The sequence below is a fragment of the Mycolicibacterium lutetiense genome, from assembly GCF_017876775.1.
GTDB classification, from domain to species: Bacteria; Actinomycetota; Actinomycetes; order Mycobacteriales; family Mycobacteriaceae; genus Mycobacterium; species Mycobacterium lutetiense.
Window position 1 is genome coordinate 1,726,696 of the sequence record NZ_JAGIOP010000001.1, and the last position, 21,893, is coordinate 1,748,588.

The 21,893-nt window shown below is 64.6% G+C and carries 25 protein-coding genes; 21 read left to right on the forward strand and 4 right to left on the reverse strand.

All coding sequences use genetic code 11. The features are described 5' to 3' along the window. The first annotated feature begins 139 nt into the window (after positions 1–139). The 21 genes from eccD (at position 140) to JOF57_RS08380 (ending at position 17,955) form a co-directional block, all read left to right on the forward strand. Positions 140–1,630 (forward strand): type VII secretion integral membrane protein EccD, encoded by a 1,491-nt coding sequence (gene eccD / locus JOF57_RS08280; protein ID WP_047036742.1) that lies wholly within the window; start codon positions 140–142, stop codon positions 1,628–1,630. Between the two features lie 38 nt (positions 1,631–1,668). After that, positions 1,669–3,093 (forward strand): type VII secretion-associated serine protease mycosin, encoded by a 1,425-nt coding sequence (mycP, locus tag JOF57_RS08285; protein WP_234802093.1) that lies wholly within the window; start codon positions 1,669–1,671, stop codon positions 3,091–3,093. 67 nt (positions 3,094–3,160) lie between these two features. Beyond that, the gene (locus tag JOF57_RS08290; protein ID WP_075909287.1) at positions 3,161–5,422 is read left to right on the forward strand and encodes a type VII secretion EccE family protein; all 2,262 of its coding nucleotides are present in this window, start codon (positions 3,161–3,163) and stop codon (positions 5,420–5,422) included. 367 nt (positions 5,423–5,789) lie between these two features. Continuing rightward, entirely contained in the window at positions 5,790–7,256 is a 1,467-nt protein-coding gene (locus JOF57_RS08295; RefSeq protein WP_307869980.1) for an ATP-binding protein, read from the forward strand. A gap of 1,013 nt (positions 7,257–8,269) precedes the next feature. After that, entirely contained in the window at positions 8,270–8,599 is a 330-nt protein-coding gene (locus JOF57_RS08300; protein ID WP_075909289.1) for a hypothetical protein, read from the forward strand. Between the two features lie 105 nt (positions 8,600–8,704). Next, positions 8,705–9,085 (forward strand): hypothetical protein, encoded by a 381-nt coding sequence (locus JOF57_RS08305; protein ID WP_070946941.1) that lies wholly within the window; start codon positions 8,705–8,707, stop codon positions 9,083–9,085. A 219-nt stretch (positions 9,086–9,304) separates the two neighbouring features. After that, positions 9,305–9,553: a hypothetical protein gene (locus tag JOF57_RS08310; RefSeq protein ID WP_019346176.1), complete on the forward strand. Its 249-nt coding sequence runs from the start codon at positions 9,305–9,307 to the stop codon at positions 9,551–9,553. A gap of 121 nt (positions 9,554–9,674) precedes the next feature. After that, on the forward strand, positions 9,675–10,187 hold the full coding sequence (gene rnhA / locus JOF57_RS08315; RefSeq protein WP_019346175.1) for a ribonuclease HI: 513 nt from the start codon (positions 9,675–9,677) through the stop codon (positions 10,185–10,187). A gap of 32 nt (positions 10,188–10,219) precedes the next feature. After that, the gene (locus tag JOF57_RS08320) at positions 10,220–10,543 is read left to right on the forward strand and encodes a hypothetical protein (RefSeq protein ID WP_081489058.1); all 324 of its coding nucleotides are present in this window, start codon (positions 10,220–10,222) and stop codon (positions 10,541–10,543) included. Then, the gene (locus JOF57_RS08325) at positions 10,540–10,785 is read left to right on the forward strand and encodes a hypothetical protein (protein WP_131823421.1); all 246 of its coding nucleotides are present in this window, start codon (positions 10,540–10,542) and stop codon (positions 10,783–10,785) included. The genes JOF57_RS08320 and JOF57_RS08325 overlap by 4 nt, the downstream gene beginning before the upstream one ends. 649 nt (positions 10,786–11,434) lie before the next feature. Then, positions 11,435–12,268 carry a hypothetical protein gene (locus tag JOF57_RS08330; protein ID WP_209915560.1) on the forward strand — a complete coding sequence of 278 codons (834 nt, stop codon included), beginning with the start codon at positions 11,435–11,437 and terminating at the stop codon, positions 12,266–12,268. Between the two features lie 268 nt (positions 12,269–12,536). After that, positions 12,537–12,689 carry a hypothetical protein gene (locus JOF57_RS08335; protein WP_209915562.1) on the forward strand — a complete coding sequence of 51 codons (153 nt, stop codon included), beginning with the start codon at positions 12,537–12,539 and terminating at the stop codon, positions 12,687–12,689. A gap of 31 nt (positions 12,690–12,720) precedes the next feature. Beyond that, entirely contained in the window at positions 12,721–13,149 is a 429-nt protein-coding gene (locus JOF57_RS08340; protein ID WP_209915564.1) for a hypothetical protein, read from the forward strand. A 209-nt stretch (positions 13,150–13,358) separates the two neighbouring features. Next, positions 13,359–14,672: an IS256 family transposase gene (locus tag JOF57_RS08345; protein WP_019344575.1), complete on the forward strand. Its 1,314-nt coding sequence runs from the start codon at positions 13,359–13,361 to the stop codon at positions 14,670–14,672. 106 nt (positions 14,673–14,778) lie between these two features. Further along, positions 14,779–15,585 (forward strand): ATP-grasp domain-containing protein, encoded by an 807-nt coding sequence (locus JOF57_RS08350; protein WP_307869981.1) that lies wholly within the window; start codon positions 14,779–14,781, stop codon positions 15,583–15,585. A gap of 119 nt (positions 15,586–15,704) precedes the next feature. After that, complete coding sequence (locus JOF57_RS08355; RefSeq protein ID WP_209915566.1) at positions 15,705–15,881, forward strand: hypothetical protein; 177 nt, start codon at positions 15,705–15,707, stop codon at positions 15,879–15,881. Positions 15,882–16,305: 424 nt separating this feature from the next. Continuing rightward, positions 16,306–16,593 carry a hypothetical protein gene (locus JOF57_RS08360; protein WP_075909296.1) on the forward strand — a complete coding sequence of 96 codons (288 nt, stop codon included), beginning with the start codon at positions 16,306–16,308 and terminating at the stop codon, positions 16,591–16,593. A gap of 3 nt (positions 16,594–16,596) precedes the next feature. Continuing rightward, the gene (locus JOF57_RS08365) at positions 16,597–16,869 is read left to right on the forward strand and encodes a hypothetical protein (RefSeq protein WP_075909297.1); all 273 of its coding nucleotides are present in this window, start codon (positions 16,597–16,599) and stop codon (positions 16,867–16,869) included. Positions 16,870–17,118: 249 nt separating this feature from the next. Beyond that, positions 17,119–17,343 (forward strand): hypothetical protein, encoded by a 225-nt coding sequence (locus tag JOF57_RS08370; protein WP_075909298.1) that lies wholly within the window; start codon positions 17,119–17,121, stop codon positions 17,341–17,343. Continuing rightward, entirely contained in the window at positions 17,336–17,512 is a 177-nt protein-coding gene (locus JOF57_RS08375) for a hypothetical protein (RefSeq protein ID WP_165617838.1), read from the forward strand. Before JOF57_RS08370 ends, JOF57_RS08375 begins: the two co-directional genes overlap by 8 nt. After that, complete coding sequence (locus JOF57_RS08380; RefSeq protein WP_075909299.1) at positions 17,509–17,955, forward strand: phosphatase domain-containing protein; 447 nt, start codon at positions 17,509–17,511, stop codon at positions 17,953–17,955. The genes JOF57_RS08375 and JOF57_RS08380 overlap by 4 nt, the downstream gene beginning before the upstream one ends. Before the next feature lie 462 nt (positions 17,956–18,417). Here JOF57_RS08380 and JOF57_RS08385 read toward each other — a convergent pair whose 3' ends face one another. The 4 genes from JOF57_RS08385 to JOF57_RS08400 all read right to left on the reverse strand — a co-directional run bounded on the left by JOF57_RS08385 (position 18,418) and on the right by JOF57_RS08400 (position 21,711). Then, positions 18,418–19,116, reverse strand: coding sequence for a hypothetical protein (locus JOF57_RS08385; protein ID WP_075909300.1), 699 nt, complete (start codon positions 19,114–19,116; stop codon positions 18,418–18,420). A 90-nt stretch (positions 19,117–19,206) separates the two neighbouring features. Beyond that, complete coding sequence (locus JOF57_RS08390) at positions 19,207–19,479, reverse strand: hypothetical protein (protein ID WP_131827507.1); 273 nt, start codon at positions 19,477–19,479, stop codon at positions 19,207–19,209. Positions 19,480–19,622: 143 nt separating this feature from the next. Next, positions 19,623–19,844, reverse strand: coding sequence for a hypothetical protein (locus JOF57_RS08395; protein WP_019346161.1), 222 nt, complete (start codon positions 19,842–19,844; stop codon positions 19,623–19,625). A gap of 331 nt (positions 19,845–20,175) precedes the next feature. After that, the gene (locus tag JOF57_RS08400; protein ID WP_209915568.1) at positions 20,176–21,711 is read right to left on the reverse strand and encodes a hypothetical protein; all 1,536 of its coding nucleotides are present in this window, start codon (positions 21,709–21,711) and stop codon (positions 20,176–20,178) included. Positions 21,712–21,893: the final 182 nt, after the last annotated feature.

Genomic DNA, 21,893 nt, shown 5'->3' on the forward strand with positions numbered 1-21,893 from the left:
CACATCGTGTTTCGCGACATTGAAGGCTGACGAGCGCGGCGCGGTCGGACGACAGCGGATCTGCCGATACATCCGTGGACCTTCTGCAAGTCGCGCCGCGGCCAAGGGGCGACGCCGGGCGCAGGTAACCATTGCGCGCATGACACAGCCCGTATCCGTGCTCGCCGACACCACGTTCGTCGCAGTCAACGTGCACGCCGGCGACTCCGCTTTCCAATGCAAACTGCACGCCCACACGACGGTAACGGCGCTGCTTCCCCAACTGCGCGAACAATTCGCCGGAAGCGTTCACTCCGAGGGGACGGTGCACGCCTATCTGACCGCTGAACGCGTGGAGTGGGCGCTGGAGGCCGGGCCGATGCGCAAACGGCTGGACCCCGAGATCACCCTGGCCGAAGCCCAAATAGCCCCGGGGGCCGACCTCTACCTGACTCACCGCACCCGCACCGAGAGCTATCCGGTCCTGCGTGACGACGTCGCCGAGGGCGCCGCGGAGGTATCTCGGCGGCTATTCGCCGTTCTTGACGGCCGCGACACTCGGCGGTTGGCCGCCGCAGCGCTGCCGCTGGCAGTCGCAGCTGTCGGAGCTGTCGGCATAGCCGACGTTCTGGCCGGTAATGCCGCCGCGCGGTGGCCGGTGGTGGGTGTTTTAGCCGCGCTGGCCGTAATGTGCGCCACCATCGCCGGGGTTCTGTCTCGGGCCCGCGACGAGTTCGACGATGTCAGTGCCTCGCTATGCGTTTGTGCCTACCTGGCCACGGCGGGGGCCGCGCTGGCGGGGGTGCCACGGAGCCTCGGGATCTGGCACCTGGCCACTGTCGGCGCAGCTGTGGCGACCATGGTCGTGGCGTTGTGGTCGGTGACGGCGAACAAACCTGCCGGACTACACGTAGGTGCGGCCGCAGTCTCGGCATGCGCGGTGCTCGTCGGTGCGCTGCACATCATTTTGCCGGCGTCATCACAAGCGGCGGCCGCGCAGATGGTGTTCCTGTCATTGGTCGTCATCGTGTGTGCTGTGCAGTTCTCCCGCGGAGTGGGACGAGTGTTGGTGAACTACATCCCGACCACCGGCGAGCCGGTCATACGGCGGTCCGAGCAAACCGTCGCCGCTGTGTCACGAAGGTCGACGTCCGGCGTCGCCATCGAAGCGATGCTCAACCAAGAGGCTCGTGTCATCACCACACTCAAGGCCCTGATCGGCATGGTCGCAGGGGCGGGAATGGCACTGGTCGCCGCGGCGGCGGCCGGCGGCTACTTCACCTCCAACTACGAGTGGCACATGTTCGCACTGGTCGGTTCTGCGTCAGTTGCAACGGTCGCGATCGGACGCGGTCTGGTCATTCGTGCTGCTGCCGTGCCGCTGATGGTGGCCGGTCCCTTAGCCGCCACCGCCTATTTGGCCGGTCGGGCGGTGTCACCGCATCAGGCGGACTCGGTCGTGCTGATCGCCGGAGCAGCGCCGCTGATGCTGTTCGTGCTGCTCTCGACGCTGTGGGCGATCCGGGCCCAGTCCATGCATTCACCGCTGGATAAGCGCCGTCTGGAAAGGGTCGCGGTGTTGGCCGTCGTTGCGGTCTTCCCGCTGCTGGTTCTCATCATGGACGGCTGGTCGAAGGTCCGAAACCGCTAAGCACCGCCACCTCCACCCACTGCCGAGAAAGGTTCGTCGTGCCCCGTCTCCGCATCCTGACAGCGCTCCAACGCAGCGGTGCCATCCTCGCCGCCGTTCTGTTGGCCGCAGTGCTATCGCCTGTGCCGCACGCCTCGGCCTACAGCCCGTACGTGTTCGACCCAGCGGTAGACATCGCCCCGCCTGACGCCCCACCAGGACCTGACCCTCGGTTCCCGATGAAGCAGCAATACGAGTGCGCTACCTCCGGGCAACTGGCCGGATCACAGTTCGACTCGGTGCCGATCGACACTGTCTGGGGCGTTCGGGATCTGCACGGCTTGTCCACCGGGAAAGGCCAGACAGTCGCGGTCGTCGATTCCGGGGTCAATCGAAACGATCGGCTGCCGCGTCTGCTCGGTGGCGGTGACTACATCATGGGCACGGATGGGCTGCTTGACTGCGACCATCACGGCACCCTGGTCGCCGGGATCATCGCGGCACAGCCGAAGCCCGGCGACGGCTTCGTTGGAATTGCCCCCGATGCCGCGATCATTTCGATCCGCCAGACATCCGACCGCTACAGCATCGATACCACCAAACAACCGGGCAATGCCCGCGACGCACAGGCCGCGTCCAACCTCACCACGATGGCCCGCGCGATTGTGCGGGCGGCATCATTGAACGCCACGGTCATCAACATTTCGGCCACAGCATGTGTGCCTGTATCGGCGCCGGTGGATCTGAAGGAGTTGGCCGGCGCTCTCTATTTCGCAGCGGTGGTGAAGAACGTAGTGGTGGTGACCGCGGCCGGAAACCTCGGCAACGACTGCGCCCCGAACCCAGGCCCCGACCCGGCCACCCCGTCCGACGAACGCGGCTGGGGCGCGGTGAGCGCTTTGTCGCTGCCCTCGCTGTTCGACCAGTTCGTGCTCAGTGTCGGCGGCACATCACTATTCGGCGACCCGTACGTCAAGTCGATGCCGGGACCGTGGGTGGGTGTGGCCGCCCCGGCGATCAACGTCGTCAGCCTCGACCCGGCCAAGATCACCGGTGAGCTGATCAACGCGCAGACAACCAAAGCCGGCGACGAGCCGATCGCCGGAACCAGTTTCGCTTCTGCAAACGTTGCTGGCCTGGCAGCCCTGATCCGGCAGCGCTGGCCGAACCTGAGTGCCCACCAAGTGATCGAGAGGATCAAGCGCACCGCCCACAGCCCATCGAGCGCATTGTCCTCACTGGTCGGCGCCGGGGTGGTGGATCCCAAAGCCGCGCTGACCGCCCCAATCGACGACTCGATCCCGATGCTGCCCGACGGTGTTCCCGCGGTCGCAGCGGTTCCTGGGGCTCCGCCACCCCCGCCGGACACTCTTGGCCGCACGGTCGCCCTGATCACGTTGGCCGTGCTCGGGTCCGCGGTGTTTATCGCCATGGTGGTGACCCTGGCCCGAGGAGGGCGCGGACGCAAGGAACAACAGCCATGACCACTCAGCGGTGGTGTCCGGTTTCCGGTGTCCGTTGCCGCGCAGTCAAAATCGAGGAGGACAACTGATGGCCCGCCGTGCGCGCACAACGACCGGGGACAACAACGCCACTGAATCGGCTCCGCCGCGGCTCGCGGTTCCGGATCGCAAACTGCTGTCGCTGACCCCCAGCACCGGCCTGGCCGCCTCGGCGCTGGCCACCACCGCCGTACTGGGGATGTCCCCGTACGGGCCGGCCGCCGCAGTTGGTTCGGCCGCCGCGATCGCGGCTGTCTTCGGAGCGCAGGTGGGGGGACGCACACTGGGACAATGGGTGGCGTTGCGTCGCGGCAGCCGTGACCTCCCGGAGCAGGCGGCAGCGTTCTCACGCGAAGGAATAGGCGTGATCTTCGACGGGAACACCGTCTCGACCCTGGTCCAGATCACGCCGAGGCCGTGGCAGTTGACCAGTATCACTGCAACGGGCTCCTGCCAGTCTCCGGTGATCTCAGCAGATGTCCTGCGCCGTCAATTGCGCCAGTACGACATCGGAGTCAACCGCTTGACCGCAATCTGCGCCGGGTACAAATTCGCCGCCCGCGACGTCGCCGCCGGCGTCCTAGACACCCTCATCGGACCAGTGTCGGTCCCCCTCGGCGGGATGACAGTGATTGAGGTGTCGCTGCGCCTGGAAGCCGACATGCTCGGTCCTGCTTATCGCCGCGCACAGCGTGATTCACTCCCACACGGCCTGTGCCAGGCACTGACGATCGCGGCGACCCGGGTCTGCCATGCACTGGCCGAGCAAGGCTTCGGTGGCCGAATCATGGATGTCAACTCGATCCGGGCATTCCAGTCCGATGTCCTCGCACAGGTGGGCCGTCCACTGGCCAGCCCCGGGTGGCGAAGCTGTGGCCCCCGTTCCGGTGTGCACACCCGCACCTACGTTCCAGCGCGAGGGCACTGGAACGCCGAGTCGGCCGGCGGCTGGCACCACCTGCAGTCCCACCGGCAATACACCACGCTGACACTGACCCCGCAGGGCGATAATCAGGCGCTGGCCCAGCCTCTGATCACGTACCTGGTGCGCGGCGAGGACGGCCTGGCCAAAGCTTCCGGATACGGCCTGCGCGCCGCTGTCGGACAGCAGGCCGCGGGCCTGGTTCAGGCGTTGCCGGTGACTAGGCAGCTTCCGCTGCGGTCTCCAGGTGCCCTCATCGACGACGATCATCACCTCGGATTCGGTATCCCGGCCGGGGGAGCAGGTGTGTTTGTGGGTACGCGCGAGGACAAGACGCGCGTCTTCGTGGCAGTTTCTCCGACCGCCGAGCCGTTGTGGCTGTCGGGTCCGGTCCTGTTCGCGATGCAGATGGTGGCGCGGCTGTCGACGCAGGACCAGACCATCGCAGTGATGATCGACGATCCGCGCTGGCACCGGTTAGTTGCGCATCGCGACTGCCCGACACTGACTGTGGGGTCACTGGATTCGGCCCCCGCCGACGTTGTGGTGTGCACGCCCGCATGGTGGGAGCGCCACCGCGAACGGTGCGCCGGCAAGGCAGTTCTGCTGGTCACCGAAGACGTCCCCGGACGGGGGGCCTCCAACAGTCTCACCGTAACGACAACGGCCAGCGGACATTCGGAGATCGCGGTAGCAGTCGATGAGCAGACCACGACCGTGCGCTGGGAACTGACACCGATGGAGCGCCGGACGCTGCTCGGGGACGTCGACACCGAGGGATCTGCTGCACCACGCGAAGGTTCGGATCTGCGCCTTCCACAGGTCGTGGATCTGCCGACGGCCACCGCGGCGATCCGCCCCAAGCGCCGGCCAGCTGCCGCTGTGCCGGCGGTCGAGACCGTGAGACAGGCCGCGGTTCCAGCGACCCCGGCTGCAGTCCCGGTGACGCGACCGGACCCTCCCGTCTCCAAGCGGCGCGCGACTCCAACGACGCTGTCCGTGCGGGACGTGACAGAGCTGCCTCCGGTGGTGTCCGCGCCACCTGCTGCCGCCCGGTCACCGCGACGTACCGCGGCGCCGACGCCGACGAGAGCGCCTGCGCCGCGAGTCGACACCGCCCCGGTCGCGGCTTCGCCCCCGCTGACCCCGCCGCCGGCGGTGCGAGCAGACACGCCCGCCCAGGACGCCAAGACCCCGCCCCGTCGTCGCGACCGCACTCCGCTGCGGCCCGCCCCGGCAGGGTCACCTCCACTGGCACCGGTGGATCCGCCCCCGAACCGGTCCCGGGACCGCCAGCCGAGCCCGCCACCTTCGCCAGCTCTTCCGCAGAAACCGCCGGCGCGCCGGGGAAAGCACCGTCACGGATCGGATGAGGAGGGCAAGCCGTGACCAGCTATAGCGACGATCTGTTAGGTGCGTCGCAGCCGTGAAGCCCGGTGGCAGTCGCGACACCAGCGGGTTCGCTCGAGCCTCCTACCATTCCCAGGCGTTGTGCTTGTCCGCACTGGGAATTGCTGGGCTGCTGGCTCCGATCGCCGTGTGGGGCTATCCCTCGCCGGTACGCACCGCTGTGGGGTGGGGCGGCGCAGCAGTCGGAGCGTGGATTCTGGCCGCGGCGCGCCGCCAGTGGCGGATGCAGGACGGTGGCTACCGCCGTGAGGTGCCGTTGGGCGTGAGCGAGGCCGCACACGTCTCAGGCAGCGCAGTTCCAGAGCTCCCGCCGACCCTGTATGAGCACGGGAAGCTGCACCCTGAGGTGCGCCGCATCCTTGATATCGCCGCCTCCCAGTTCCGCGACAGGCTGGTGCTCGACCCGGCCCAAGTCGAATTCGAAGAAGACGGCAGAGGTGGAAGGAAGCTTGTTCTGTGGGGATTCCATTGTGTGGATTCAGGTTTCCTCACTACCGCTGGCATCCAGGACAGATTGCAGTCGACATTTCGCAAAGGACTCGGCGGGGTTTGGGCGTTCGAGTGGGATGAGACTGGTGACCGCTTTCTGGCGAGTCGCAAGTCGCGGATCGAGAGGCTGGTGTTTCCCCCGGACTGGCCTGTCGTTACCGACGCCGCTGCGGCCAAGCGGCTCTACATCGGCTGGGAGTTCAAAGTCGGCAAGTCGGCTCGGGGTGTGGAAGGTGTGTGCCCGCAGAAAATGCCGCACCTCATGTGCATCGGTGAGTCGGGCTCTGGAAAGTCGGTGAGTGTGCGCAGCTTGCTTGAGCAGTTCCGCGCCGCTGGATGGCAGTTGATTCTCGCCGATGGCAAAGGGCCGGACTACGCCGGATACTTCGCTCCGCACCCAGAGGACAACAATCTTCCCGTTCCGGGCACAGTCGCGGTCGGGATCGGTGCCTCCCCGCGCGGTATGAGCTATGTCGGCGCGATCGTTCTGGCATATCTGATTCTGCAGGAGCGGCAGAACGGTTCCATGGAAGCCAAGATCACTGATCCGGAAGGGTGGAACAACTTTGCGCCGGTGCTGCTGGTGATGGACGAGATCAAAGGCATGCGCGAGAAGTGGAAGAGCGCCTTGCCGGGCAAGGACTTCGAGGCCATCGAATCGATGGTGACCGAGATTCTCTCCCTGGGCCGCGAACTGCGGGTGCACGTCCTGCTGGTATCCCAAGACGCCCGTGCCGTGTCGATCCCGAACACCTGGAAGTCGAACGTACCCATGAGTATCTGCTTGGGCCGGCCCAAAGAACTGACGCTGAAGTATGGGTTCCCCGAGTCGGTGCAGCCCAAGGTTCGATTGATCACTGACGCGATGGACCCGAAGATTAAGGGCCGCTGCGTGATTGCCTCCGTCGACGAGAAGACCGGTGCTTCCGACGCCACTGAGTACCAAGGTTACCTCGGATATTCCCCAGGCGAGTCGTGGGATAACGCGAACCTGCCGCCACAGGTCAAAGATCATTGGCCGTCGTTCAAACAGAATGTGTCGGACAAGGTTCCGCGGATGTACACGCGGCAGTGGTTCAAGATCGAGGAGAAATCCGAGGCGCAGCTCACCGCCGAGGAGAAGAGCGGCGACCGCGGCTACATCGACTTCGAAATGTTCACCGTCGATGAACTCAAGAAGATGCACCGTGTGGCCTTGGACAAACGAGGATCTGACGGCCGCATCATCCCTGATCCCGCCGTGACCAAGTTTGACCCGGCCAGCCCGCACTACGTGTGCAGACCACCTCGCGATGACGCGAACCGAGTAGTCGCCGAGCTTTGAGAGGGAAGGCTTTGCGGCTACGCCCGAGCAATGCTGGAGCAAGGCGTTTGTCCCAGTCGCGAAGCACTGGCCGGCGCTGACCTTCCACTTGTTTCGACCGGTGACCTCCATCATTACTTTGTGTCTGCCGCAGGGCATTTCAGATCCTCACTGCATCGCTGCAGCCTGCGCCGCGCACAGTCCGAATCGCGTCTGCTTACACCGCGCTGTCACGTCCTCCCGACCGCGCCCCGGACAGCTCCCGGTCGACAGCTTCCTGCAATTCGTCGCGTGTGTAGGGTCCATCGCCGATATGAACCACGACGCGGTAGCCGCAAGCGGCATAGGAACGTGCTGGTTCATGGTCATCGACGTAGTCGTAGGGCTGCCCGTCTGCTCCATACACAGTGGCAACTGGGTAGTCCGGATGAATGTCGTTGGGATATCTCTTCATTAGATCTCACGCCTCTGTGTCGTCACTTCGGATGTCCACGTCCGGGGCCGCCCTGAACGTGTTCGCAGCCTGGCACCGCTGAGGCCGCGTTCGTGTACGTGGCGCGGCCGCCGTGACCGAGGAAGTTAGATTTGCTGCGGTTGGGTGGGACTGGCGCCTTCAACTGGACTTCACGACGACCCTTGTCACGTCCTCCTAAGACTGCCGCCCCGCGTGCTTCGTGATTCGATAGGCAGAACCCTGCGGCTGCAAAACCTCACCGCGCCGCGCACATGCGATGCCGCCGCCCGGCGAGATGCTGCCGGACATGAGCGAATTTCCGACTAACTCTTTGGCCGGATCCTGTGGCGACTGTGGACGGCCATTCGAGCTCGACTCGCGTGGAGTGAGCTTCCACATCAACGAAGACGGCAGCTGCGATTTCGGGTCAGACCGCGACCACGTCGCCTACGGCTGATTACCCGCGCCCTGGACGAGAAACAGCGACGGCGAAGGGCAACCTGTGCGCCGCCCCTTCGCAGCGCCGCGACTTGCGGACTTAGCGCGATTCGGCACCACACTGACAGGGAAAGGACGACCGATGAGCAAGTTTGCGTGCCCCCGAGACGAAGTGCTCTACCAGCTCACCCTTGACGGAACGGGGGAGTCGTTCGGTGACGTCACTACTTGGGGGCTGCACTACACCGGGTTAGGCGAGCTGACCCGTCAGGAGCTGAACAGCCAGCACAGTGACCTGCTGGCCGAGGCTGGGGCGTCCGTCTCGGACTTCCCGGAGAACTGCTACTGGATGGTGGCCGAGGACGGCCAGGGGTTCGTCAGCACCTACGCCTACTCGGACGAGGCCCAGTACCGATCCGCGCTCGATGACGCCGAGAGCCGCTGGTCCGTATTCAACGACGGAGCCGCCTGAACCTGGCACCGCACGCCGACGCGCGGCGTGCCGCCGCGTCTCATTCTCCAGCCCAGCTACATGGCTGGTGTGCTGCCAGCGACCGCTACGAGAGGACCCCCGTACATGAGCCTGACCCGGGAGCAGCTGCACGACCGCATAGACGACTTACACCTGGACGAACTCGACCTGATCATCACCCGTGACGGCGACGGATTCGCGGTCACGGAGAGCCGCGGTTGCAGGTCGTACGTCTCCGACATCGGATCGTCCTACGAGGTGCCCGACGCCGCCGACGAGCACGGCCGGCACGCGTTCACCGCTGGCCCATGGACCGCCTACCAGTACCACAGCTCGTACACGGCACCCAACCGCGGGAACTATGCGCGTGAGATCGAAGACCTGGTCAACGGCGATGCGTCAAAAGTGGTCGTCGGTGTCACCGCGGTCTTCGAGGAGGAGTCCGACGCCGGTACGTGGGTGTTCGGCATCCGGACAGTGGAGTAGGACATGCACCCGATATCCGCAGGTGAACGGGTCGAATTCAGGCTCTGGCCGAACGACCAGCCCTACATAGGAACCGTGGCCGAGGTTCGAGAGGCGGTTCCGCAAGCCGATCCCCGAATCCGGCGCGTAGACAACGAGGCACATGCCCTTGTCGACGTTGACACCGGAGGACAGGCGGCCGTCGCGCTGTCTGAACTGCGAAAGATAGAGGGCTGACCTATGGCCGGATTCGATGCCTGGATCGACACGTTCGTCGAGGAGAAGGGGGTCGATCTCGAGCACCGCTTCGACGTGGACGGACCGCAGTGGGGTTGGAACTCGATCCCGCTCTCCGTGGTCATCGACACGGCGAAGAACACCAGTCCCGCTGAGCAGGAGCAGATCAAGAAGCAGCTGGTCGAGATCGACTTCAAGAACGGCGACGCGATGCACTTCTTTGAGTTCCTCGCGCAACAACTGGCCCGCTGATGGCCGGCCAGTTTCCGCGTGGTGGCACCTGACCGCACTGTGCACCGCAGCCTCTGCGGAGCCGATCGGCGTGTCCTGCATCTGAGGCTGTGCTTTTGAGATCCCGTGAAACGGTTGACCAATGGCTGTCCCTGAGACCATCACCATCTACACCGACGGCGCCTGTCATGGGAATCCGGGGCCGGGCGGTTGGGGTGTAGTGCTGCGTTTCGGTGAACACGAGAAGCACCTCTACGGCGGAGAGAAGGCGACCACCAACAACCGCATGGAGTTGTTGGCCGCAATCGTGGCGCTTGAAGCGATCACCGCGGCGCGTCCCATACAGCTGTGGACCGACAGCCAATACGTGCGCCAGGGCATCACAAGCTGGATCTCCGGATGGAAGCGCAAGGGGTGGAAGACATCTACAGGCCAGCCGGTGAAGAACGCAGATCTCTGGCGACGCTTGGATACCGTCGCCGCGCAGCACACGGTGGACTGGCGTTGGGTGAAGGGCCACGCAGGGCACGAAGGCAATGAACTCGCCGATCAGCTCGCCACACGGGGTGCGAAAGAGTTCGGAGGTTCGACAAGGGCCGCGGGAATACCTAACCAGGGGAGCGGACGGCAACGACATCGGAGGTGGTCACGATGACGGCGCACACGCGGGGCGCCGGAGGTGGCCCGATGAGCCAATCAGAGTGCCGGTTTGCCCGCAAGCGCCGGTATTCGACCCGAGACCTGGCCGTGATGGGCGCTGACGAGGTCAAGGCCGCGGTCGAGGCCAGCGGTCGTCGATTCGACTCGCTGTACCCGTACCGTTGCCCTGACGGTCCGCACTGGCATCTGTCTCACTATGAGCAAGCCCTGGGAATGTGTCCCGTCTGCGAGGAGTGGCATCCTGCCTGGTGCGGGTCTCAGCCGGACAAGCGGTGGATAATTTCCGGGCACGTGGTTGACGAACAGCCGTGCCCCGGTGAGGGACAGCTGACGGCGGCGCTGTCCCGATGAGTATGTACGTCGACATCGCCGTGAACAGTGAACTGATCGCCGGTGTGGCCATCACCCGCACCACCAGCGGTGGTGAGCAGCCCGACTCGACCAACACCTACCGGTGGACGTATGCCCGCAACGGCGACACGGCCGTCGGGTTCGTCGAACACCGGTACGGGAACGGCGCTATCGCACTGGCGCACAAGGTTCTCGGTGAGATCGCCGAACGCCACCGGATCGCCCAGGAGACCAACCCATGAGCGTGTGCGACGCCTGCGACGGTCAGGACCACGGGGAGTTCGAGCCACTGAAGTTCAGCGGACTGTACCGCGAGTGGCTGTGCGGGATATGCCGATCGGTCCTGCTCGACCAGCCGATGGACTCGGCTGGTGATCCCGCAACACGGCTCATGACAACACCCGCGGCCGCCGAAAGACGGACGCTGACGGTCGCTGACCAGAACCCAGCGCGCACCGACGACAACGGGACCACCTGGTATCGACCATCATTCGAGGGCCCGGCGCCACCGAAGATGTGGGGTTGGACTTCCGACCCCACCCACGCGCACCCGGACTACGCCGCGGCTGCGACCGCGTGTGTGCTGCCCGCCGATGTCACGGCTGAAGATCGTGCTGCGGTCTTGGAGTTCGCCAACCATTTAGCAAGGGATTCACGGAACCGTGGCCTGGCTCAGCATCCGCTGCCGAACCCGTCTGAGGTGTCGGAATCGGAGTCCGGCAACGGATGTGGCCACGCAACTGACGAGGGCTGTTTCCGGTGCTGCAGTGACTGCAACTACGACACCCACACGTGCCGGGGCTGTGGGGAACCGTACAAGCACGGGCACGATCCCCGCTGCAAGGACTGCGAACCCAGCTCTACAGATCCAGTAACGAAAGGCACGAACTGATGCGCGAATACAGGTCCCTCATCATGGGCTGTGCTTTGGTACTGGCGATGGGCTTCATACTGCCCACGATGTTGCAGTCGGCCGCCAAGATAGGCGAGACCTTCACTGACCCAGACAGCGCCAATCCTCCCGCCACGGTCAACGCTCCACCGCCGCCCGCTCCGGCCGAGCCTACTGATTGGTCCACAGTCGCACTCGTGGCCGTCATCGCCGGCGCGGTCCTCGCCACGGCCGTACTGATGTGGTTCGCTTGGCGGCACCTGACCAAACGCGGCGCCGATAAGAGCGAGAAGCGAGCCCGACGCAACGACCAGATCGAAATGTGGCAGCGAGGCCTCGACGTACTGGCCGAAACCCAGGACGCCCTCATGGGATTCGAGACCGACCCCGAATCGGTGTACTTCACTCGACCCCTGCTGGGCGACGTCAACGAGCCGGCCACCGCCACCTTCTACACAGCCCTTGGCTCCGCCCAAACCCTTTGCACCGAAATCGTTCCCACCGATCCCGTACTGATCACCGCATTCGTCAACGCGGCCAACGCCGCGCGCCGAGCGTTCGACGTCGCAGACGACAACGCCCGCAACAAGGCCCGCCGCGGCATCAGCCACAACGGCCACAAACTATCGCCCCAGGAGCTCCGCAAGATCGACCAGGCCCGAAAGTTCATGCGGCAGGCCCACGATCCAGCCCTCACCGAGGCCCACGCCCGCAACGCCCTCGCCAAGGCTCTGGACCTGCTCGACGGCGCCGGCGTGGTTGTTCCTGAACGACTGACAGCCACTGTCACCAAGAGCGTCGAGACCATCCACCGCAAAGCCCTGGACAGATAACCGCACCAATCAAGAACAGGGGGACACTGTGGTGCTCCAAGCAGTAGATGCCGCTGGCTACCTGTACCCGGTCGACGTCGAGTTGGCGCAGCAACAGCGCGGACGCCCGCGGCGCCCAACCCCCGCCAAGATGACGCACACGGGCCCGCACTTCGCACCTGCCCGCCTCCGGTCCATGACCGGGTCACCATCGCGTCCGGGGCCCGAGCTGGCGGAAGTGGGACCGTGCCGGTCAGCCTAAACAGTGAAGTCTCACGAAAGGGAGGCAATGACAAACATGTTGAAGCACCGAAATGTCGATGAAACTGTCGACGACGGCGACGAACTGCTCAACGCTTTCGGCGATCGGTTGATTCTGGGCGGGGCGTGGACGTGGGCTGATGGTGGCCAGTCACCTACCCGCAGGTGCACGAAGGCATGACGCAGAGTTCATCAGCCTGAAAGGGGCCACCATGATTCTCGGATTCACCGGGACCCGCCGCGATCCCACGTCCGATCAGAAGCGTTTTATTCGACGCAACCTGCTCAACGCCACCGAACTGCATCACGGCTGTTGTGAGGGCAGCGACTACGCGTCTCATCTGTGCGCGGTAGACCTCGATCTACCGACAATCTGGCTGCATCCACCGACCGATGAGAAACTGATGGTGCCGCTGTCCAAGCTGCTCACGCGGGGTGGGATTCACGCGCTCGGCGCCAAGCCGTACCACGCCCGAAACCGCGACATCGTGGACGCCTGCGAGGTGTTGATCGCAACGCCAGACGGGCCGCGCCGTCCGCACAGCGGAACGTGGTACACCGTTGACTATGCCAGGGCCAACAAAGTCCCTGTCGTCGTCTGTCTGCCAGACGGCACCATCGACAACGACTACTCGACCTGACGTAGGGCAAGCTCAGCTGACCCGCATGCATCTTCGCGACCATGCCTGGTGACGCGCCGCGTACCGGGTGATCCGCACCGAACCCATAGCGTCGAGCAATGATCAGAACCTGTGGATCCCGGGCGGGCGTGCCTTCCCGGAAGATGATCTGCAAGGAATCCGAATTCTGATCAAGACCAGCGTTGGCGCGCTGGCGGGAAGGCACGCCCGTGCTCACGGTAGTAGACAACAACGACGACTCCAACGAGACCCGCAATGCGGCCGGTGCGGGCCGGTCGTTGCTCGACCAGATCGTCCGCGACGGTGCCCGGCAGATGCTGGCCGCGGCGTTGCAGGCCGAGGTCGCCGACTATGTAGCCCGGTATGCCGGTGAGGTCGACGAACACGGCCACCGACTGGTGGTCCGCAACGGATACCACGCCGAACGTGAGGTCGTGACCTCGGCGGGTGCGGTGGCGGTGAAGGCGCCCCGCGTGAACGACAAGCGGATCGACCCCGATACCGGCGAGCGCAAGCGGTTCTCCTCGGCGATCCTGCCCGCCTGGGCTCGCAAGTCCGAGCAGGTATCGGAGGTGCTGCCGCTGCTGTACCTGCACGGCCTGTCAACCAGTGACTTCGGGCCGGCGCTCGAACAGTTCCTCGGCACCGGCGCCGGACTGTCCGCATCCTCGATCACCCGGCTCACGGCCCAGTGGCAGGACGAGGCGAAGGCCTTCGGCACCAGGGACCTCTCGCAGGTCGACTACGTGTACCTGTGGGTCGACGGCATCCACCTGAAAGTCCGGCTCGAGCAGGAAAAGCTCTGCCTGTTGGTGATGCTCGGGGTGCGGGCGGACGGCCGCAAGGAACTCGTCGCCCTGGCCGACGGCTACCGAGAGTCCACCGAGTCCTGGGCGGACCTGCTGCGGGATTGCCGCCGCCGCGGGATGCGCGCGCCGGCGCTCGCGGTCGGGGACGGAGCTTTGGGATTCTGGCGGGCACTGCGGGAGGTGTTCCCCGCCACCCGCGAACAACGCTGCTGGTTCCACAAACAAGCCAACGTTCTTGCTGCACTCCCGAAATCGGCGCATCCGGGTGCGTTGGCGGCGATGAAGGAGATCATCGGGGCCGAGGACATCGACAAGGCGCAGTTGGCGATCGCAGCGTTCGAACGTGACTACAGCGCGAAGTACCCGAAAGCGGTGAAGAAAATCGTCGATGACGCCGACGTGCTGCTCGAGTACTTCCGGTATCCCGCCGAGCACTGGGTGCATCTACGCACCACGAACCCGATCGAATCGACCTTCGCGACGGTTCGGCTTCGGACCAGGGTGACCAAGGGCCCGGGATCACGGGCGGCGGGCATGGCGATGGCCTACAAGCTGATCGAAGCAGCGCAGTCGCGGTGGCGGGCGGTCAACGCACCACACCTGGTGGCGTTGGTGCGGGCCGGCGCAGTGTTCCACCAGGGCAAGCTCCTCGAACGTCCGGTCGACATCACCCCGGAACCATCGCCCGACACCCCAGTGTCCGAGGTCGCCTGACGACCCTCGATCCACAGGATTTGACTATTTCTCCATAGCGTCATTTCTCCACTATAGAGAGAACGCCATGGCCGCAGTGCAAATGTCACGTCCCCGACTAACTTTGGTGACGCATCAAACTTGGCGAGCCGAAGACTTGGCGCCCTGGGCGGATGTGCACCTGGACTTTGGGCTGGACACCGCCGCCGGCGCTGATGCTGAGGCGATGCTGTGGTGCCCGGGCGGATGGGCTGCGGCCGCAACGGTACGACACCGCCACCTGCAGCTGTCCTCGGCCGGGCCCCGTTGGCTGGACTACCTGCCGATCGAGCTGAAGGGGCGTGAGGTCGTGACATCGCACGCCGGTGCGCTGCGGCAGACTCCGCCTGTCATTTATGGCGGGACAGTATTCGCCAAGCTCCCTGAAACCAAGCACGATTCGTTTCCGGCGCAGCTGCGTCCACTCGATGAACTTCTCACAGATCTGAGCCGGCTACCGGACCGTGAGCCGGTACAGCTGCAGACTCCGGTGCATTTCGACTCCGAGGTCCGTTGCTGGGTGCGTGACGGCCGAGTCGTCGCACGAGCCAGCTACTTTCCAGGCCGGGCACGGGAGGACTGGCTGGATCTCGATGATCCGGTGCGAGCAACGGCGGCAGTCCTGTGGCTGGAAGAGGCACTGGTGACGTGTCATGTCCCCGTTCCGCCGGCCGTGGTGATCGACGTCGGCTGGTGCTCGGGTCCCTGGTTCGGGGAGCCCGGATGGCGAATCGTGGAAGCCAACGCCGCATGGTCGGCGGACTGGTACGGCGCATTGGAGCTGTCCTCAGTAGTCGAGACAGTCATCGCGAGCCAAGTCGGCGTGTCGGATCGGTGGCGTTGGTATCCCAGCCCATTGCTGCTGCACTTGTCGGCGGGACTTGCACAGCGCTGACTGCTTCGTCGCGGCGTGGGGCTACGGCGTTACCGACCACCGGATAGAGGAGCTGCAAGGAATTGCGCTGCAGCACGAGGGCAGCAGCGCGAGGCTATTGGTAAAGCTAAGGAGTGAGCATGGCCAAGATAGTCATCACCTACGAGTACGAACCCAACCTTGACCACTACCCAACTGGCACGGAAACCGCTGCTGAGGCTATGCGCTTCGACGTTGACCAGGTGCTGAACGGAAACACCTACTGGGGTGAATTGCTCGACGGCGACGGCAAGATTACCGCATCGGTGGTCGAGTAGCCGGCACAGGGAATTGTTTTTCGGCGCAAGGACTCAGCGCCGAATCATCGCAGTGGAGAAACCGATGGACGAGTGGCCCGCGATGGCGGAGAACGTGCGGAGTGAACTCCGCTTCCAGGGAATGTGCAAAACGTGCGCTGAGCAAGGGCGCAGGGTGCATGTGTGCGTCTGGATTTCATGCCCGACCGGCGGTTGGTGGTCACATCGGGAACATCCCGACGATAACCACGACGCCGAAATTGGTTGGCAGCCTGAGGAAGCCATGGATGACCAGGGACACGTCTTCACCGTCGGCGAGTACACGCCGGGAGGAACAGCGGTGTAGACCCGCGCCCGAGCCGGAACGGCTGTTTCAAAAGGTGCGAGCATGCGAGCAGGTCCCGCTTGGGGATCACAAAACGAACCAATGACAAAGGGAGCAGCAATGTCCCATACCGAACAGGTCAAACCGATCGACCTTCGTGAAGGCGACCCTATTGACCTCGCCCCACTCTTGAACGATCCGTCATCGCACCCGTGGACGTGGCAGCCGTTCGGCGCTGACGACCGGAACCGGGCAGAAGCGATCGTCTCGGCCCGAGACGTGGCGCAATACGAGTTGGCGGTCGTGGAATCGGTGGAGCACGTCGACGGAGACAAGGTGGTGGTCTACAACGATCAGATCAATGTCACCGTCGCCGCGGACCACCTCATCACCCGGACGGTGGGCTGACCTGTGGCGAGCACCGACATCGTCGGCTACACGTTCCAGGCCGAGAATCTGTGTCCATCTTGCATGCGCGACAAAGTGATCAACTGGGGCAGGTTCGATCCGGAGTCCACGGCGTCCACTGAGTCGCTGCTTGCCGATCTTGCCAAAGTTGTCGGCATCGACCACATGAACGAACGCACCTACGACAGCGGGGATTTCCCCAAAGTTGTGTTCGACAGCCAGGTCGAGGATTCCGAAGACCGATGCGGCGGGTGCCATGAGCCCCTCATCGGATAGCTCGTCGAATCAACGATCTCGCCAGGGGAGTGGGCCTATGGCGATGGAGAGAATCGTTTCGTCGCGAGCTGGAGGAACTGAACGCATGAGCCCCAATCCCAGCGGCACTGGCCGACACAGTTCCGGTGACGTAGCTGCTCACAGCTCCCACCGAGGACGGCACCGCGCGCCTGATCCCCTCGTCCGCCCGGAGATCAAGATCGGATCGATGGATGCTCCCACTGATCCGATCCAAATTGGACCGCAGCAATGAGCACCGCAGCCGAGCACGCGAAAGTTGCCCAGGACACCGCTCCGTACGAGTCGAAGCGGATCGCCAACGCGATTATCGAACGCTTTCAGATCCCCGCCGAGCACGCGCTGCGTGCGGCGTCGGTGCTGGCCATCGACGATCGGCAGTGGGCATTCAAGATCAGCCAGGGCTACTGGATAGACCCTGTCCTTCAAGCAATCGAGGCGACACGATATGAGTAACCTTCACGTCGGCGGTCAGGTCCGCATCCATGTCCGCGGCGTCGATCTTCCCGCCGAGATCGTCGCGCTGTCACGGTCACGGGCGACGGTCGAATACATCGACGCCCACGGTGAGAAGCGCGCGACCAAGGTACCCATCAACGCCCTTACCCCGGCGGGCGTGGGATGACCGACGCGGTCATCGTCGACGTCGACGGGACTCTGTGTGACGTGTCGAGTGTGCGGCACTTCGTTGCTGCGCGGCCCAAGGATTTCGACGCATTCCACTGCGCCGCCGAAACGTGCCCGCCGCATACGCATGTGCTCGACGAAGTTCGTGAACATCACCACGCCGGACACCGCATCGTCGTAGTCACGGCTCGTATGTACCGCTGGGAGCAATCCACCCGCACGTGGCTCGACCGGCACATGCCGGTGCCTTACGCGGGCCCGTTCATGCGTGGCGACAACGACTTCCGCGCTGACGTGGAGGTCAAGCGCGACATCCATCGAATACTCACGCGCGATCACGGTTTCCGCATCGTTCACTGCATCGATGACAATCCGGAGATCGTTGCGCTCTGGACGGAACTCGGCATACCCACCACGGTCGTTCCTGGCTGGACGCAGTGATGCGCCGGTGTTTGTGCGGTCGACGAAGCGCCGGGTCGAGCAGCGAACACCGATGCGTGGATGTCCTCGGCGGCTACTGTCAAAACCGTCATTGGCCGACACGTTGTCCAGCTGTAGGGCGCCATCTGCGCAGACGCATCGGACCCGGTAGACGATCCAGAATCCCTTCTCCGCTTGATCTCGCAGCTCGACCAAATCGCCAACGGAGAAGCTGCGGTCGCGAAAATCGTTCGGCTTCCACGATGTCATCGTTTCCTCCTCACTTGGACTGTTCCCATTCACCCCGGTACACGACACAGACGTCGGACCTCATCGCGCGAGGCCCCCAACCCGTGTTTTTCCGAGCCTCGTTCTCGTCCTTCTTCACAGTGAGGACGGTTGTGGAGAAGGGGCGACCCTCGGCGTCGAGTTCGTCGCAACTTACCTGCCAGCGATGCCATACAGCGGCCACAAGCGAGACCCTTACCCTCGGCGTGCCAGAGCGCCAAGATCGGCCATCTTGAGTGCGCCGAACACAGTGGCTGGGTTGTACCCGAACGAAACTGGACCGTCCTTGGGCCGGGTGAACGTCGCTTCCAGCAGGCCATCGTTCGTGGCCACGGCGAACACTTCCACCCATCTGTCAGTGGTCTCGAGGAGTGCGTGTGCCTGCGTCGGGTCCAGCACCGAGGTGCCCACAGCGGCGTTGTGGTAGCCGGTGGTCTGGTCGGGCGCGGTGCGGCAGGTGTCCAGATAGCGGCGATAGGAAGCCAGCGCGTAGCTGGAGGCGTTGATGCCGCTATAGCCGGCACCGGAGACCGTGCCGGCCCACCCTTCGGTTCCCGCTGGGTTGCTGGGTCGCAGTTCAGCGACGAACACTGGGCTGGTCGCCGCTGCGCGGTGATCGAGATCGGTTTCAGCGGGGATCCCGTCGACAGAGCAGGACGCTAGGCCAGGCAGTACGCCGCTGGTGCGGTCATGACCCAGTACCGGTTGCCAGCCGGCGGCCGGCAGAGGGAGGTCTGCGACCGAGATGACTGAGAACGGTTCCTGTGCGGTGATGACCCCGCCCGAGACCGGGGAATCAGAGTCGGCCGGGTCAGCCTGAGCCGCTGACGCGGTGAACACCGCGGCGGCGCCAACGAGGGCGGCAGCGCTGGCGAAAGTGCGGGTGAGCTTCATGAGCGGTGACGGTAGGTGTTCCCCGGAGAAGGGGGAGGCAGCGGCGCGCTCCGCTGGAGCGGGTTGTGTTGCGCCGGCATGCCTCTGCGTTTACCGGGGCAGACCGGTCTGGTCGATCACCAGCGCCAGCGAGCCCCCTTGTGACGGATCGGCGTAGCGGCGGGCGAGGTAGGCGTGCAGGTCGCGGTACTGGTACTCGACGGCCGGCGGCTGCTCGCGCACCCACTCGATCGAACCTTCGTCGTGCTCGCCCACTCGCATGTAGGTCATAAGGTTGCCGGGGTTGCAATCCGCAGCGGAGTCGAGGAAAACCGCCACGGGCTCCCCGCCGCTGAGCACGTATGCCACTCGGTAATTGGTCATGGTGGCCATGCTGGTGTGATCATGGCGCTTGGGCCCGCTGCGGCGCGTCAGGGCAGCTCGATGCAGCGATGAGTAATCGGTCACCCGCGACGAAGATGCAGGGACGGGATACCCGTCGGTGTCCGTCAGGAGTATTGCCGCGCTCAGTCGAACGCCTTCCAATGGTGGCCGACGTAGCCGATGACAGCGTCCATATCGGCAACAGATTCTGGAGTGGGCATCGCCGTCTTCACGGCGCCTGCTGCACAGTGCAAGTCTCGGTGCGAGACGTACTGTCCGCGCACGTAGTCGATGAAGGCTCCGCGCGTCTCTGGACGGTCCTGATACTGCGCGCACAGGGCACGGAATTCGTCGTGAGTGATCATCGCCTTGGGCCTTTCCCGTTGGGGTGCAACGGGAAATATGCTGCGTTCTAGCGCCGCCACTGACTGTCTGCGGCGCGGTCGGGATACACCGGAACCCTGGATCGCCGCCCGTAGCGCAACCCGGATCACCCCTGGTAGTTCCGTCTGTAGCGCCGTCCGTAGTGCCGGGTGTGCACCGTGCGCGGGCGGCGGGACTGGTTGGCTCCGTGCAAGTCGTGGCGGCGGGCCGGTCTGGTATCTGGACCTGGACACCCACACAGGAGAAATTCTGCGTGCCGCTGTAACTCCCGAGCAGAGCGTGTTCAACGTGGCTGGCCCGCGCGGGTTTCGACTATGCAGCGGCGTCCAGTGCGAACAACTCCATCTGATTCGGATCGTTCGCAGTCAACAGTGTCACGTCCTCGATGTGGTCCGGATCCTCGGTCAGCAGCTCGGCTGCGTCCGCCAGTTCCACGAGCTGCCACTGCCGCTCGATGCGCTCAGCGAAGCTACCGGTGGGAAGATCGCGCGCGGCGCGGGCGCGATCGATGATCGCGTCGGCCACTGCCTGCATACGGAGATCGTGGTGCTGGTGCAGCATTTTCACGTGGGTCACCATCGCCTCGACCACGTTTGACTCCGGCAGATAGACCCCTCCGGAGGAATAGGTAGCGACACCGTCGTACAGGTCGAACGGGTCGTCGCCGATCAGATGCCGGGGACGTAACAGTCTGTCGAGAATGACCTGGTGCCGGACCGGACCGCTCGACGGGAAGACTTTCCACGCCGCGTCGGTGTCTTCTTCCCAGCGTCGCGCCGCGGTTTCGACGGCCTCGGAGACTTTCAATGCCCTGCGGTGCGACGCGCGGGTCGCGAACGCTGCAACATCAGAGCTGGAGAACACAGTCTCGATGTCGGTAGCCACAGCCTCGCGGGCTTTCCGCTCGTCGCCGTCGGCCCGCGTCAGATAGGCCTTCCAGTTCACCTCGCCGATCGCCTCAGCCGGGGTGTCGCACCGTCCGATGTGCACGCCATGAGCCAGGACCGCGTCGGAGTGGGTGGCGAAGAATCGGATATCGACGTCGTTCCCGGACAGTCGCGTGTACGCGGCGGCTATGTGGGTGGCGGTCGCGGGGTCGATGTTCTCCTCAAAGCCGTCGGCGGTGTGGAAACTGATCTGTGGAGCGGTTTGTCGTTCCGTGCTTGTCTTCCGGGTGGGCGCGGTGTTTGACACTGTCTCGGTGGTGGTGATCGAGTTCTGCTCAGCGGCAAGCCATTCCGACCATTGTTCGCTGTCACCGGCGTCGGCGCGGTCTTGCCGTGTCTCGGCGACGAACAGGTCGGCGATCTCTTGACGCCGCCTCGCCCGGTCAGCCTCGATAGCGCCGAGTTCGGAGACGGTCAGGCGAGCGTTGCCGGCGCCGAGACCGTCACTGGCGGTGTGCTCGTGCACCTTGGCGTAGCTGGTCCGCAGATCGTCCAGCTCGCGAGGCGGTGCGATCACGCCGACAAACAGCGGGTGCAGCGGTTCGTAACCTCGGAAGTGCTCGTAGTTCAGGATGGCGGCCCGCCGAAGGGTGTGTTCGGAAGGAACGTGACCGGCGTCGGCGGCTTTGGCGGCGGCGAGTCCGCGCAGTGCTCCGGAGATGTCGTGGGTGACGTGCGTCGACGGGGACACTGAGGATACCGTGGCGGGATCCAGCCCCAGGTCGGTGGCGATCGGTGCCAGCGCGGAGGCGGGTGCGGCAGCAATGACCGAGAGCACACCAGGACCTGCGAACTGCGCTGCTGCGGAAGCCAAGTCGGCGCGGTAAGTCTTCATCGCGGCCCGACGTTCTCGGTCCCGTTGTGGATTGTGGGGGCAGCGGCGCTTGGCGGTGCGGCACATTGGCGGCGTCTCCTTATCTGGTGCGGGCGACGGTCCCCGCTCCGGTCAGGAACGTAGCGTGCAGCGCCGACAAGAACAGGCCGCGCCACAGCTCTCGCACCCGCCACGTGAAACGCCGAGAAGTGCCGCACCGTAGACGGATTCACCGCCCGGACTGATTTTGGCAGCGGGGACAACAGCAC

Bases quoted from the DNA above. Each gene is read 5' to 3' on its own strand.
- eccD (WP_047036742.1), top strand. From the start codon at position 140: ATGACACAGCCCGTATCCGTGCTCGCCGACACCACGTTCGTCGCAGTC.
- JOF57_RS08290 (WP_075909287.1), top strand. From the start codon at position 3,161: ATGGCCCGCCGTGCGCGCACAACGACCGGGGACAACAACGCCACTGAA.
- JOF57_RS08300 (WP_075909289.1), top strand. From the start codon at position 8,270: ATGAGCAAGTTTGCGTGCCCCCGAGACGAAGTGCTCTACCAGCTCACC.
- JOF57_RS08305 (WP_070946941.1), top strand. From the start codon at position 8,705: ATGAGCCTGACCCGGGAGCAGCTGCACGACCGCATAGACGACTTACAC.
- JOF57_RS08310 (WP_019346176.1), top strand. From the start codon at position 9,305: ATGGCCGGATTCGATGCCTGGATCGACACGTTCGTCGAGGAGAAGGGG.
- rnhA (WP_019346175.1), top strand. From the start codon at position 9,675: ATGGCTGTCCCTGAGACCATCACCATCTACACCGACGGCGCCTGTCAT.
- JOF57_RS08320 (WP_081489058.1), top strand. From the start codon at position 10,220: ATGAGCCAATCAGAGTGCCGGTTTGCCCGCAAGCGCCGGTATTCGACC.
- JOF57_RS08325 (WP_131823421.1), top strand. From the start codon at position 10,540: ATGAGTATGTACGTCGACATCGCCGTGAACAGTGAACTGATCGCCGGT.
- JOF57_RS08330 (WP_209915560.1), top strand. From the start codon at position 11,435: ATGCGCGAATACAGGTCCCTCATCATGGGCTGTGCTTTGGTACTGGCG.
- JOF57_RS08335 (WP_209915562.1), top strand. From the start codon at position 12,537: ATGACAAACATGTTGAAGCACCGAAATGTCGATGAAACTGTCGACGAC.
- JOF57_RS08340 (WP_209915564.1), top strand. From the start codon at position 12,721: ATGATTCTCGGATTCACCGGGACCCGCCGCGATCCCACGTCCGATCAG.
- JOF57_RS08355 (WP_209915566.1), top strand. From the start codon at position 15,705: ATGGCCAAGATAGTCATCACCTACGAGTACGAACCCAACCTTGACCAC.
- JOF57_RS08360 (WP_075909296.1), top strand. From the start codon at position 16,306: ATGTCCCATACCGAACAGGTCAAACCGATCGACCTTCGTGAAGGCGAC.
- JOF57_RS08370 (WP_075909298.1), top strand. From the start codon at position 17,119: ATGAGCACCGCAGCCGAGCACGCGAAAGTTGCCCAGGACACCGCTCCG.
- JOF57_RS08375 (WP_165617838.1), top strand. From the start codon at position 17,336: ATGAGTAACCTTCACGTCGGCGGTCAGGTCCGCATCCATGTCCGCGGC.
- JOF57_RS08380 (WP_075909299.1), top strand. From the start codon at position 17,509: ATGACCGACGCGGTCATCGTCGACGTCGACGGGACTCTGTGTGACGTG.
- JOF57_RS08385 (WP_075909300.1), bottom strand. From the start codon at position 19,116: ATGAAGCTCACCCGCACTTTCGCCAGCGCTGCCGCCCTCGTTGGCGCC.
- JOF57_RS08390 (WP_131827507.1), bottom strand. From the start codon at position 19,479: ATGACCAATTACCGAGTGGCATACGTGCTCAGCGGCGGGGAGCCCGTG.
- JOF57_RS08395 (WP_019346161.1), bottom strand. From the start codon at position 19,844: ATGATCACTCACGACGAATTCCGTGCCCTGTGCGCGCAGTATCAGGAC.
- JOF57_RS08400 (WP_209915568.1), bottom strand. From the start codon at position 21,711: ATGTGCCGCACCGCCAAGCGCCGCTGCCCCCACAATCCACAACGGGAC.